14 protein-coding genes are annotated in these 12,399 nt (G+C 71.9%); 4 read left to right on the top strand and 10 right to left on the bottom strand.

Annotation, left to right across the window (positions count from 1 at the left end; genetic code table 11):
* Positions 1-46: 46 nt before the first annotated feature.
* The 4 genes from KJK29_RS35305 to KJK29_RS35290 all read right to left on the bottom strand — a co-directional run bounded on the left by KJK29_RS35305 (position 47) and on the right by KJK29_RS35290 (position 2,517).
* A complete protein-coding gene (locus tag KJK29_RS35305; protein WP_215123247.1) occupies positions 47-460 on the bottom strand; it encodes a VOC family protein in 414 nt (137 codons plus the stop codon).
* Between the two features lie 10 nt (positions 461-470).
* On the bottom strand, positions 471-944 hold the full coding sequence (locus KJK29_RS35300; protein WP_370869180.1) for a helix-turn-helix transcriptional regulator: 474 nt from the start codon (positions 942-944) through the stop codon (positions 471-473).
* A gap of 46 nt (positions 945-990) precedes the next feature.
* Positions 991-1,458 (bottom strand): hypothetical protein, encoded by a 468-nt coding sequence (locus KJK29_RS35295; protein WP_251058015.1) that lies wholly within the window; start codon positions 1,456-1,458, stop codon positions 991-993.
* Between the two features lie 105 nt (positions 1,459-1,563).
* A complete protein-coding gene (locus tag KJK29_RS35290) occupies positions 1,564-2,517 on the bottom strand; it encodes an ROK family protein (RefSeq protein WP_215123245.1) in 954 nt (317 codons plus the stop codon).
* Positions 2,518-2,688: 171 nt separating this feature from the next.
* On the opposite strand from KJK29_RS35290, the gene KJK29_RS35285 reads away from it, so the two are divergent.
* Complete coding sequence (locus KJK29_RS35285; protein WP_215123244.1) at positions 2,689-3,753, top strand: LacI family DNA-binding transcriptional regulator; 1,065 nt, start codon at positions 2,689-2,691, stop codon at positions 3,751-3,753.
* Between the two features lie 7 nt (positions 3,754-3,760).
* Positions 3,761-4,579, top strand: coding sequence for a hypothetical protein (locus KJK29_RS35280; protein ID WP_215123243.1), 819 nt, complete (start codon positions 3,761-3,763; stop codon positions 4,577-4,579).
* Here the strand turns inward: KJK29_RS35280 and KJK29_RS35275 are convergent.
* Both KJK29_RS35275 and KJK29_RS35270 read right to left on the bottom strand, forming a co-directional pair.
* Complete coding sequence (locus tag KJK29_RS35275) at positions 4,525-6,228, bottom strand: serine/threonine-protein kinase (protein WP_215123242.1); 1,704 nt, start codon at positions 6,226-6,228, stop codon at positions 4,525-4,527. The two genes, KJK29_RS35280 and KJK29_RS35275, sit on opposite strands and share 55 nt — an antisense overlap.
* 143 nt (positions 6,229-6,371) lie before the next feature.
* The gene (locus KJK29_RS35270; RefSeq protein ID WP_215123241.1) at positions 6,372-7,673 is read right to left on the bottom strand and encodes a DUF6986 family protein; all 1,302 of its coding nucleotides are present in this window, start codon (positions 7,671-7,673) and stop codon (positions 6,372-6,374) included.
* Positions 7,674-7,865: 192 nt separating this feature from the next.
* On the opposite strand from KJK29_RS35270, the gene KJK29_RS35265 reads away from it, so the two are divergent.
* Positions 7,866-8,771, top strand: coding sequence for an endonuclease/exonuclease/phosphatase family protein (locus KJK29_RS35265; protein WP_215123240.1), 906 nt, complete (start codon positions 7,866-7,868; stop codon positions 8,769-8,771).
* Between the two features lie 57 nt (positions 8,772-8,828).
* On the opposite strand, the gene KJK29_RS35260 is transcribed toward KJK29_RS35265, so the two are convergent.
* From KJK29_RS35260 to KJK29_RS35245, 4 genes are all read right to left on the bottom strand, one after another.
* On the bottom strand, positions 8,829-9,791 hold the full coding sequence (locus KJK29_RS35260) for an electron transfer flavoprotein subunit alpha/FixB family protein (protein ID WP_215123239.1): 963 nt from the start codon (positions 9,789-9,791) through the stop codon (positions 8,829-8,831).
* A 55-nt stretch (positions 9,792-9,846) separates the two neighbouring features.
* On the bottom strand, positions 9,847-10,635 hold the full coding sequence (locus KJK29_RS35255; protein WP_215123238.1) for an electron transfer flavoprotein subunit beta/FixA family protein: 789 nt from the start codon (positions 10,633-10,635) through the stop codon (positions 9,847-9,849).
* Between the two features lie 220 nt (positions 10,636-10,855).
* The gene (locus KJK29_RS35250) at positions 10,856-11,347 is read right to left on the bottom strand and encodes a flavin reductase family protein (protein ID WP_215123237.1); all 492 of its coding nucleotides are present in this window, start codon (positions 11,345-11,347) and stop codon (positions 10,856-10,858) included.
* A 95-nt stretch (positions 11,348-11,442) separates the two neighbouring features.
* Positions 11,443-11,856, bottom strand: coding sequence for a TlpA family protein disulfide reductase (locus KJK29_RS35245; protein ID WP_215124563.1), 414 nt, complete (start codon positions 11,854-11,856; stop codon positions 11,443-11,445).
* Between the two features lie 78 nt (positions 11,857-11,934).
* Here KJK29_RS35245 and KJK29_RS35240 point away from each other — a divergent pair, with 78 nt between their 5' ends.
* Positions 11,935-12,351: a DUF4395 domain-containing protein gene (locus KJK29_RS35240; protein WP_215123236.1), complete on the top strand. Its 417-nt coding sequence runs from the start codon at positions 11,935-11,937 to the stop codon at positions 12,349-12,351.
* The last annotated feature ends 48 nt before the right edge of the window (positions 12,352-12,399 follow it).

Genomic DNA, 12,399 nt, shown 5'->3' with positions numbered 1-12,399 from the left:
CGGTGCGGGGGACGGGCTCTCTGGGGGACCGGCCGCCGCTACGGCGTCACGGCTTCAGCTGCTGGATGCGGATCATGTTGCCCGCGGGGTCGCGGAAGGCACAGTCGCGGACGCCGTACGGCTGGTCCACCGGCTCCTGGACCACCTCGGCGTCGCCCGCCTGGAGCCGCTCGAAGGCGCCGTCGACGTCGGTGGTGGCCAGGACGATGCTGGCGTAGGTGCCCTTGGCCATCATCTCGGCGATGGTGCGGCCCTCGTCCTCGGTGATGCCCGGGTCGGCGGCCGGCGGGTGCAGGACGATGTTGGTGCCGGGCTGGCCGACGGGACCGACCGTGATCCAGCGCATGCCCTCGTACCCGACATCGTTGCGGACTTCGAAGCCGAGGGTGTCGCGGTAGAACGCCAGAGCGGCGTCCGGGTCGTCGTGCGGCAGGAAACTGGCGTGAATGTTGAGGTCCATGGCCACCACGCTAGTTTCGGCTCTGGGCGGGCGCTTCTCGATTCCTGACCGGTCTGGTGACCTGCTTCGCCACGCACGACGGGATCCCCGCGGTCGCCCGCGCCGCCTCACGCCGATAGGCGCTGGGCGGCATGCCGACCAGCTCCGTGAAGCGGGTGCTGAAGGTGCCCAGCGAGGAGCAACCGACCTCGAAACACACCTCGGTGACACTGAGGTCGCCCCGGCGCAGCAGGGCCATCGCCCGCTCGATGCGCCGCGTCATGAGGTAGCTGTACGGCGACTCGCCGTACGCCTGCCGGAACTCGCGGCTGAGATGCCCGGCCGACATGTGCACACCCCGGGCCAGCGCCTCGACATCCAGCGGCTGTGCGTACTCCCGGTCGATCCGGTCCTTGACCCGGCGCAGACGCGCGAGGTCACGCAGGCGCTGCTCTGAGGTGGGTCTGCTGGTCACATGCCGGATCGTGCCACATCGCACGGACATTCGGACGATTTCGGAGGGAAAAGCCGGTGTTCCGGGCCGGGGCCCGTCAGGTGAAGTACGTGTCGAACGTTCCGATCCACCAGGCCGCGAGCGGCAGGAGGCACACCTGCACACCCGCCGTGATCCAGCAGCGGCCGAGCATCGCGATCCCGACGGTCCACCACGCGGTGGAGCGCAGCGCGTCCACGACCGCGGCCTGGTAGCCCCGACCGGTGGAGTCGACCATGCCGGGGTAGCCCATCCAGTCCTCGGTGAAGACGCCGTCCGCCCCGAACACGACGATCGCCGACACGAACCACAGGTCGGCCAGGAGGGCCGTCACGGCGAGCGCCACGTCGAAGCGCCGGAAAGCGGGCGCCGGCAGCAGCAGCCGCACCGCGGGGTGCCCTTGGCGGCGCACCCACTCGTGCCGCCGGACCCGCACCAGCGTGACGACGGCGAACACCAGCGCCCCGAGAGCCGCCGCCCACCCGCCCATGAAGACCAGCCCGAAGAACAGCATCCCGGCACTCACGCCGGGCCAGATGCCGCGCCGGGGCGGAGTGGTTCCCTCCGGCTCAGGGACGGGTGGGGCCGGAGAGGCGCTCCGACCCCACCGCTTGAACGTTCCTGCCCGTGCTCACACCCCGGCCGCGGCCGCGTCCGGCCGCTTCGCGAGTGCTGCCGCCGCGGCGCCCACCAGGCCGGCGTCGGTGCCCATCTGGGCCGGTGCCACCGTCAGGTTCCGGACGAAGGACAGGGTCGCGTAGGTGCTCAGAGCCTTGCGCAGGGGGGCGAAGAGGATGTCGCCCGCCTTGCCCACTCCCCCGCCGATCACCGCTATGTCGATCTCCACGAGGGTCGCGGTGGCGGCGATCCCGGCGGCCAGCGCCTGGGCGGCACGCTCGAAGGAGGCGAGGGCGACCGGGTCGCCGGACCGGGCGGCGGCGGCCACCGCGGCGGCGGAGGTGTCACCGTCGGGGCCGGGCCGCCAGCCGTTCTCCAGGGCCCGCCGGGCGATGTTGGGACCGCTCGCGATGCGCTCGACGCAGCCGTGCGAGCCGCACGGGCACAGATCTCCGTCGAGGTCCACGCTGATGTGGCCGATATGGCCGGCGTTGCCGGTGGGCCCGGGGTGGAGCCGGCCGCCGAGCACCAGACCGCCGCCGACCCCCGTGGAGACGACCATGCACAGCGCGTTGTCGTGGCCCCGGGCGGCGCCCTGCCAGTGCTCGGCCGCCGTGATCGCCACACCGTCGCCGATCAGCTCCACGGGCAGGTCCCCGGCCGCGGCCCGGACGCGTCCGACGAGCGGATAGCCGCGCCAGCCGGGCACGTTCACCGGGCTCACCGTGCCCGCCGAGGCGTCCACGGGCCCGGCGCTGCCGATGCCCACGGCCGTGACGCGCCCCCACAGCGGCGACACGGTGAGCTCGCCGAGCACCTCCTCCACGGCCCGCATCACGGTGTCGCCGTCCTCCCGGGCGGGCGTCGGCCGCTGGGCGCGGATGAGGATGTGGCCGTGGCCGTCCACGAGAGCGCCGGCGATCTTGGTGCCGCCGATGTCGAGCGCGGCCACGAGGTCGGTGTGCATCAGTGTCGGATCTCCCCGTCAACCATGAGAAAGAACGCCGAGCGGCACCGGTCCCGCACGGGTGCGCGGGCCGGAGATTGCGGTGGACAGTCTCCCCCGAGCCTGACAACGTTGTCCAGGCTCTATGCTCGACGCCACATCCTCATACAAACCCCGGACCGACGCACCCCCGTGGACGACAGGACAGGACACCGCACCGTGCCCCAGACCCCCCTCCGATCCGCAACGCGCTACGGCACCCGGCCGACCATGAAGGACGTCGCGGCACGCGCCGGAGTCGGGCTCAAGACGGTCTCCCGGGTGGTGAACGGGGAGCCGGGGGTCACCCCGGAGACGGAGCGGCGGGTCCAGGAGGCGATCGACGCCCTCGGTTTCCGGCGCAACGACAGCGCGCGGGTGCTGCGCAAGGGCCGCACGGCCAGCATCGGCCTGGTCCTGGAGGACCTCGCGGACCCGTTCTACGGGCCGCTGAGCCGCTCGGTCGAAGAGGTGGCCCGCGCGCACGGCGCCCTGCTGATCAACGGCTCCAGCGCGGAGGACCCGGAGCGCGAGCAGGAGCTGGTACTGGCCCTGTGCGCACGGCGGGTGGACGGGCTGGTGGTGATCCCTGCCGGTGACGACCACCGGTACCTGGAACCGGAGCTCAAGGCGGGCGTCGCCACGGTGTTCGTGGACCGGCCGGCCGGTTACATCGACGCCGATGTGGTCCTGTCGGACAACTTCGGCGGCGCCCGCGGCGGCGTCGCCCATCTCATCGCGCACGGGCACCGCCGGATCGGCTTCATCGGCGACATGCCCCGTATCCACACCGCCGCCGAGCGGCTGCGCGGCTATCGGGCCGCGATGGAGGACGCGGGCATACCGGTGGCGGAGTCCTGGATGTCCCTCGGCGTCACCGACCCCGAGCGGGTGCGCAGGGCGGCCGAGGAGATGCTGTCCGGGCCTGACCCGGTCACCGCGATCTTCACGGCCAACAACCGGGTGACGGTCACCGTGATCCGCGTGCTGGCCGAGCACGCGCGTCGTGTCGCCCTGGTCGGCTTCGACGACATCGAGCTGGCCGATCTGCTCCAGCCGGGCGTCACGGTTGTCGCCCAGGACGCGGCCGACATCGGCCGCACCGCGGCGGAACGTCTCTTCCGGCAGCTCGACGGCACCCAGATCGCCCCCGAACGCGTCGAGCTGCCGACCCGGCTGATCACCCGCGGCTCCGGTGAGCTGCCCCCGGCGGACTGAGCGGCCCATGGATCACCTCACCGATCGCACGCTGCGGTCCCTCGGCCTGGCCGAGGCGCCGCGCGAGCATCCGCTGCTGTATCCGGGCGCGTGGCCGGCCGACTCCGGCCTTCTGGACGGCGACCGCTTCCTGCCGCTGGAGCAGCTCGTGCACGAGGACCGCACCCCGGTCCTCGCCATCGGCTCCAACGCCTGCCCGGGACAACTGCGGCACAAGATGGCCGAGTTCGGCATCATGTCCCCGCTCCCGATGGTCAAGGCGCGGGTGCGGGGGGTCGACGCGGGCGTCTCGGCGCATGTGAGCCGCATGGGGTACATGTCCGCCTCGCCCGTCAGCGCCCCGGACACCGTGCGGGAGCTGTTCGTCCTCTGGCTCGACGACGAGCAGCTCGCGGTGATCGACGCCAGCGAGGGCGCGCCGGTGCCGAGCGGCAATTTCAACCGGGCCTGGCTGCCCGCGCCCGAGGTGCGGATCGACCTCGCGGACGGCACCCGGCTGCCCGGCGCGTACGCGTACGTCAACCGGCACGGGGTCCTGCACGACGGCACCGGTGCGCCGCGCACCCACCCGGGCCAGCGGGAGCTGCTCACCGAACTGCTCTCCACCCTGCCGCGGTTCAGGGAGCTGTTCGGCGCGGTGCCCGAGGAGTTCAGCTCACGGGCCCGCGGTGACCGGCGGTTGTGCGAGCGGGGCACGCGGCTGTTCATCGAGGAGAGGCTGGTGACCGCCTCCGGCCTGGAACGGTACGTCGATTCCGGGCCGGAGGGGTCTCAGCAGACCGGGAGCCCTGGGACCGGCGCGTCGTTGTCCCCGCCCTTGACGTAGACGTCACTGACCCAGACGTCCGTGTTGCCGCTGTCGTCGTCGGTCTTCGCCCACCAGACGTTGGTCCACCGGCCTTCCGTCACGCGGCGGCCCAGATTCTGCTGGCAGTAGAAGTAGTTGGTGCCCGCGTTGAGGACACCGACCTTGGTGCCGACGGCGGTGTGGGAGTCGGCGGTCTTCCAGACGTGGCAGTTGTACTTGCCGCCGCCGATGGCGTGGCAGGCCGCTTCGGGGGCCGGGGTGGTCGGAGCGCCGCTCGTCCCGCCGTCGCCGGAACCGCCTTCGGTGTCGCTGCCACCTGAGGGCTTGGACGGGGCCGAAGGGGTGGGCTCCGGGGCCTTCTTGCCGTCGGGCTTCTGGGAGGGGGCCTTGCCCTTCTCGTCGCCCTGCTCGGTGGGCCGGGGTGCGCTCGAGCCGTCGTCGGTGCGGCCGGGTTCGGAGGAGGCCGCGGCATCCGCACGGGCGGCGTCGGTCCGGCTGCCCGTTTCCTTGTCGCCGGAGTCGCTGAGCACGGCTGCCGTGACACCGGCTGCGGCGAGAACGACGGCGGCGGCCGCGGCGGCGAGCAGGACACGGGGCTTACGGCGGGGCGGGCGGACGGAGTTGACCGGGCTCGTGGGCGCGGAGGCGGCGAGGGCGGTGCTGCCCGGCTGGACATGCTGCGGTGGTCCGAACCCCGGCGGTACCGCCGGAACGCTCCGCTCCGTCTCCGGGGGCGGTGGCGAGGGCTGGGGCTGGGGCTGGGGCGATGCCGCAGCGCCTCGCAGCACAGAGGTCGGTGTGTCCGTACCGCGCGCGTCCGCCACCGACTGGAGCAGCTCTCGGGCCTGGTCGGCCTCCGGGCGGGACTCGGGGCGCTTGTCCATCAACCGCTGGAGGACGGGGCCGAGAGGGCCGGCCCGCAGGGGCTCGGGCAGCGGCTCGGTGACGATCGCCGTGAGCGTCGAGAACGTGGACGTACGGCGGAAGGGCGAGGCCCCTTCGACGGCCGCGTACAGCGTGGCGCCCAGGGCCCAGATGTCGGAGGCGGGGCCCGGGTCGGCGCCTTGGGCGCGCTCGGGGGCCAGATAGTCGAGGGAGCCGACGAGTTCGCCGCTGCGGGTGAGGTGGGTGGTCGAACCGTCGCCCGGGTCGTCCATGGTGGCGATGCCGAAGTCGGTGAGGACGACCCGGCCCGAGCGGTCGAGCAGGATGTTGCCGGGCTTCACGTCGCGGTGCAGGACGCCCGCCCGGTGGGCGGCGGACAGCGCGTCCATGACCTCGGCGCCGATCCCTGCCGCCTCGCCCGGGTCCAGCGTGCCGCGTTCGCGCAGGACGTCGTCCAGGGACGGCCCGTCGACCAGTTCCATGACGATGAGCGGCCGGCCGTCGACCTCCGCGATGTCGTGCACGGCGATGACGCCGGGGTGGCGCACCCGGGCCGCCGCACGGGCCTCGCGCTGCATCCGCAGGCGCAGCGCGGCCAGTTCGGGGCCGGCCACATCGGTGTAGGTGCGCAGTTCCTTGACGGCGACCTCACGGCCGAGGACCTCGTCGACGGCCTTCCAGACGATGCCCATGCCGCCGCGGCCCAGCGGGGCCGTGACGCGATAGCGGCCCGCCAGCAGCCGACCGGCCCCCTCGGTCTGCCCGTACTCCCCCGTTGACACCGCTGCCCCGTTCCTGTGACACCACTGGATCCACCGACACGTCAGTACGTGGCGTACAGAGTACGGGGCGGCGATGACGACGACAGCCGGCGGCGACGGCTGTGACCGGGCCGGTACGTGCCGGCCCGGTCACGGCGACGCGGTCAGGCGGACGCCGTCAGGTCCGCCCGCCTGGGCGTCGCGAAGCTCTCCAGGTCGGCGCGGGTCAGGCCGGTCAGCCGGGCGACCTCGCCGATGTCGAGGGCGCCGCAGTCCAGGCCGCGCAGCAGGTAGCCGCTGAGGGCCTTGGCGGTGGCGGGTTCGTCCATGACGTCGCCGCCGGTGCGGTTGGCGTAGCGGGCGAGACGGGCGGCGGCCTGCTCGTAGCCCTCGCGGTAGAAGGCGAAGACGGCCGCGTACCGGGTCGGGATGTGGCCGGGGTGCATGTCCCAGCCCTGGTAGTAGGCGCGGGCCAGGGCGCGGCGGGTGAGGCCGTAGTGCAGGCGCCAGGCGGCGTGCACCTTCTCGGTGGGGCCGACGGGCAGCACATTGGTGGAGCCGTCCGAGACGCGGACGCCGGTGCCGGCCGCCGCGACCTGCATGACGGCCTTGGCGTGGTCGGCGGCGGGGTGGTCGCTGGCCTGGTGGGCGGCGGAGACGCCGAGGCAGGCGCTGTAGTCGAAGGTGCCGTAGTGCAGGCCGGTGGCGCGGCCCTCGGCGGCCTGGATCATGCGGGCGACGGTGGCGGTGCCGTCGGCGGCGAGGATGGACTGGCTGGTCTCGATCTGTATCTCGAAGCCGATCCGGCCGGGCTCCAGGCCGTGGGCCTTCTCGAAGGCGTCCAGCAGCCGCGCCATGGCGGTGACCTGCTCGGCGTACGTCACCTTGGGCAGGGTGAGCACCAGCCCGCGGGGCAGGCCGCCGGCCTCCATCAGGCCGGTGAGGAAGATGTCGAGGGTGCGGATGCCCCGGTCGCGTACGGGCGCCTCCATGCACTTCATCCGGATGCCCATGTACGGGGCCGCGGTGCGCTCCTCGTACGCCTCGGCGATCAGCCGGGCGGCGCGGGCGGCGGCCTCGTCCTCCTCGGCGTCGGGGCGGTTGCCGTAGCCGTCCTCGAAGTCGACGCGCAGGTCCTCGATCGGCTCGCGCTCCAGCTTGGCGCGCACGCGCGCGTGGACGGGCTCGGCGAGTTCCTCGGCGAGGCCGAGGACGGCGGCGAAGGACGCGGCGTCCGGCGCGTGTTCGTCGAGGGCCGCCAGGGCGCGGTCGCCCCAGGAGCGGACGGTGTCGGCGGCGAAGACGTCACCGGGGACATAGACGGTGTGGACGGGCTGACGGGTGCCGGGGTCTCCGGGGTAGCGGCGCTCCAGGTCGGCGTCGACCGCCGCGAGGGAGGCGCTGATCTCCTCGCTGACGGCGCCCGCGAGGCTCGTCGCCACCTTCTCCTGCCGGCCCTGCCCCATCCCATACCCTCCATTTTCCGTACAGCGGAATCAAAAATCCGTATGACGAAGCTAACTGTCGATCTTCACTCAGGTCAACACCCTCTTGCAGTGTGATTCCCCATGCTTCACCCTCCGTCACTGCCAACCCGCCCTCATCTTCCGTATCCAGAAGGCAAGCTTCATCCTGACGCACAAGGGGAGGGAGACCACGTGCCGAACGAGGTCGGCGTGACGCGCCGCCACGGGCTCAAGGCGGCGGCCGCCGCCGCCATCGCAGCACCACTGCTCACCACCGCGGGCCCGACACAGCCCGCTTCCGCCGGTGAGCACGCGGGCGCCCTGGACGTCATGACGTTCAATGTGCGTTTCGGGACCGTCGTCGACAAGACACCGCGCTGGACCGTGCGCCGGCCGGTGATGAGAGAACTGCTGCGCCGCGAGCGACCGCACGTCATCGGCACCCAGGAAGGGCTCTACTACCAGCTGCGCATGATCGAGAAGGATCTCGGCGAGCACTACGACTGGATCGGCACCGGGCGCGGGGGCGGCAGCAAGGACGAGTTCATGGCGATCTTCTACGACACGCGCAGACTCGACCCGCTCGAATTCGATCACTTCTGGCTGTCCGGCACCCCGTACGCGATCGCTTCCAACACCTGGGGCGCGGACTGGCTGCGGATGGTGACCTGGGTGCGTTTCGCCGATCTCGCCGACGGGGGGCGGGAGTTCTACGTCCTCAACACCCATCTGGACAGTGTCAGCCAGTACGCCCGGGAGCGCTCGGTGGAGCTCATCGGCGAGACGATCGCCGGGTGGGACCGGTCGTCGCCCGTCATCGTCACCGGCGACTTCAACGCGGGCGCCCACGACAACCGCGTGTACGACCTCATGCTGGACCTCGGGCTGGTGGACGCGTGGGACGCGGCGGCCTCGCGGGGCCCGGCCTACGGGACCTACCACGGCTACCGGGATCTCACGCCCGGCGGGCGGCGCATCGACTGGATCCTCACCACGCCCGGGGTGACCACGCACTGGGCCGGGATGAACACCTACTCGGCGGACGGGACCTATCCGAGCGATCATCTGCCGGTGCAGGCCTCGCTGACCCTGGGATGAAGAACCCCCCGTGACCGTTCGCGCGGTCACGGGGGGGGCTTCCACAGCCGGAGGCGATCAGCCCTTGCGGGTCTTGATCTCCTCGGTGAGGGCCGGGACGACCTCGAAGAGGTCGCCGACGATGCCGTAGTCGACGAGGTCGAAGATCGGCGCCTCGGCGTCCTTGTTGATCGCGACGATCGTCTTCGACGTCTGCATACCGGCGCGGTGCTGGATCGCGCCGGAGATGCCGGAGGCGATGTAGAGCTGCGGCGAGACGGACTTGCCGGTCTGGCCGACCTGGTTGGTGTGCGGGTACCAGCCGGCGTCCACCGCGGCACGCGAGGCACCGACGGCCGCACCGAGGGAGTCGGCGAGCGCCTCGATGACCGCGAAGTTCTCCGCGCCGTTGACGCCACGGCCACCGGAGACCACGATCGCGGCCTCGGTCAGGTCCGGACGGCCCGTCGACTCACGCGGCGTACGGCCGGTGACCTTGGTGCCGGTGGCCTGCGCGGAGAAGGACACGGCGAGCGCCTCGACCGCGCCGGCGGCCGGGGCGGCCTCCACGGCCGCGCTGTTGGGCTTGACCGTGATGACCGGGGTGCCCTTGGAGACACGGGACTTGGTGGTGAAGGAGGCGGCGAACACCGACTGCGTGGCCACCGGGCCCTCGTCGCCGGCCTCCAGGTCGACGGCGTCGGTGATGATGCCGGAGCCGATGCGCAGCGCCAGACGGGCGGCGATCTCCTTGCCCTCGGCGGAGGACGGGACCAGCACGGCGGCCGGGGACACGGCCTCGTGCGCGGCCTGCAGCGCGTCCACCTTCGGTACGACCAGGTAGTCGGCGTACTCGGCGGCCTCGTGGGTGAGGACCTTGACCGCGCCGTGCTCGGCGAGCGTGGCGGCGGTGTCGGCGGCGCCGTTGCCCAGCGCGACGGCGACCGGCTCGCCGATGCGGCGGGCCAGGGTCAGCAGCTCCAGGGTGGGCTTGCGGACGGCGCCGTCCACGTGGTCGACGTAGACGAGAACTTCAGCCATGGGACTTCTTCTCTCCTGCTTGCGAAAGATGAGGGGCGGTCAGCGGATGCCGGGCTCAGATGAACTTCTGGCCCGCGAGGAACTCAGCGAGCTGCTTGCCGCCCTCGCCCTCGTCCTTGACGATCGTGCCCGCGGTACGGGCCGGGCGCTCGGCCGCGCCGTCGACCGTGGTGTAGGCACCCTCCAGGCCGACCTCCTCGGCCTCCAGGTCCAGGTCGGACAGGTCCCAGGACTCCACCGGCTTCTTCTTGGCCGCCATGATGCCCTTGAAGGACGGGTAACGCGCCTCGCCCGACTGGTCGGTCACCGACACGACCGCCGGCAGGGACGCCTCCAGGCTCTCCGTGGCGGCGTCGCCGTCGCGGCGGCCCTTGACGGTTCCGTCCTCGACCGACACCTCGGACAGCAGGGTGACCTGCGGGACGCCCAGGCGCTCGGCGAGCAGCGCGGGGACGACGCCCATGGTGCCGTCCGTGGAGGCCATACCGGAGATGACCAGGTCGTAACCGGCCTTCTCGACGGCCTTGGCCAGGACCAGGGAGGTGCCGATGGCGTCGGTGCCGTGAATGTCGTCGTCCTCGACGTGGATCGCCTTGTCGGCACCCATGGACAGCGCCTTGCGCAGGGCGTCCTTGGCGTCCTCGGGGCCCACCGTCAGAACGGTGATCTCCACGTCGTCGTCGGAGTTCTCGGAGATCTGCAGCGCCTGCTCGACCGCGTACTCGTCGAGCTCGGAGAGCAGACCGTCCACGTCGTCCCGGTCGACGGTCAGGTCATCGGCGAAGTGCCGGTCGCCAGTGGCGTCGGGCACGTACTTCACAGTGACAACGATCCTCAAGCTCACGCCGGCTCTCCTACTGCAATCGTCATTTCTCGGCTGCCTACTTGCACGCAGCATAGGCGCCTCAAGCGGCCGATTCCGGTCGGGGCGACCCACGCTCCGAGCGAAATATTACTCGTCAGTACACCTAGTTCATTCCCGCTAAGCAAGCGCTTTGAACTGTGACCTTCGCAACGCAGCGTAACCGGAACTCGACGGTCCCGCAGCCCGGGGGGTGCGCCCCTCAGTCGGCCAGCCTCCGGAAACGCCCCTGGTGGTAGAGGAGCGGACGGCCCGCGCCCGTGGGGTCCCCGTGCAGGACCTCGGCGAGCACGAGCCGGTGATCCCCCGCGGGCACACGGGCCGCGACCCGGGCCACCAGCCAGGCCGACACGCCGTCGAGCAGGGGGACACCCTCGGGTCCATCCCGCCAGGCGGTGGGCTCAGCGAAGCGGTCGGCTCCGCTGCGGGCGAAGGTGGCGGCCAGCTCCTGCTGGTGCTCGCCGAGGATGTGGACGCCGACATGCTCGGTCGCCGCGATCGCGGGCCAGCTGGAGGAGCCGGTGCCGACGCCGAACGACAGCAGGGGCGGCTCGGCGGAGACGGAGGCGAGGGAGGTGGCGGTGAAGCCCACCGGACCGGTGTCGCCACGAGCGGTGATCACGGCGACTCCCGCCGCGTGCCGCCGGAAGACCGAGCGCAGGAGATCGGGCGTGGCGAGGAGGTCCGAAGGCATGGGGTCAGGCTGACGATAAATGCTGTGCACAGTCAAGTTCGTTTCGTGATGTGGGAGATGACTCACTGGACGCACTCACCGGCCCCCTCGGCACCTCACACCGCCTCCCCCAGCGCGGCGATGACATCGGCCTTGCGCGGCTGCCCGGTGGCCCGCCGCACCACCCGGCCGTCGGCGTCGAGGACCAGCACGGTCGGGGTCTTGAGGATGTCCAGCCGTCGTACGAGGTCCAGCTGGGCCTCGGCGTCGATCTCGACATGGGCCACGCCCGGGACCACGCCGGCGACCTCTCCGAGGACCCGCCGGGTCGCACGGCAGGGCGCGCAGAACGCGCTGGAGAACTGCACGAGCGTGGCCCGCTCGCCGAGTTCCGCGCCCAGTTCCGCCGCGCCGAGCCGCTTGCCGTCGTCCCGCCCGCGCACCCGCACTCTCCCGCTCCGCCGCTGTCGCAGCACTCCGTAGGCGCTCGCCGCCGCGAGCACCAGAACACACACCACCAGTCCGGTCATCATCCGCTTCAAGCGTTCACGAGACCGCAAAGATTCCCGCGCCCGCAACGGGGCCGCGTTGCGGAATGCTTGATTCCCATGGACATCGATGCGAGAGGGCCGCGTTTCGGCGCGGCCGTGACGGCCGTCGTCCTGGCGGTCGTCCTGGTCACGGGGAGCGCGTGGCTGCTGGCCTGGCAGACGCTGGCGTTCCTGCTCGGCGCGGCGGGCGGGGTGCGCCGGTCGCCGTACGGCGTGCTGTTCGCCAAGGCCGTACGGCCGCGACTCGGACCGCCGGACGACTTCGAGGCGCCCGAACCGCCGCGTTTCGCCCAGGCGGTGGGCCTGCTCTTCGCCGGACTCGGGCTCGTCGGCTACACCCTGGGGCCCGACTGGCTGGGACTCGCGGCGACCGGCGCGGCGCTCGCGGCGGCCTTCCTGAACGCGGCATTCGGGTACTGCTTGGGCTGCGAGTTGTACCTGCTCGTACGGCGGGTGGCGGTGCGCGCGGAGTAATACGGGCGTAAAAGCACGAGGTGGGGTCACACGGGCGACGTGACGAGA

It is taken from the genome of Streptomyces koelreuteriae, from assembly GCF_018604545.1.
Lineage (GTDB): Bacteria > Actinomycetota > Actinomycetes > Streptomycetales > Streptomycetaceae > Streptomyces > Streptomyces koelreuteriae.
This window is presented reverse-complemented; position numbering and strand designations above follow the sequence as displayed.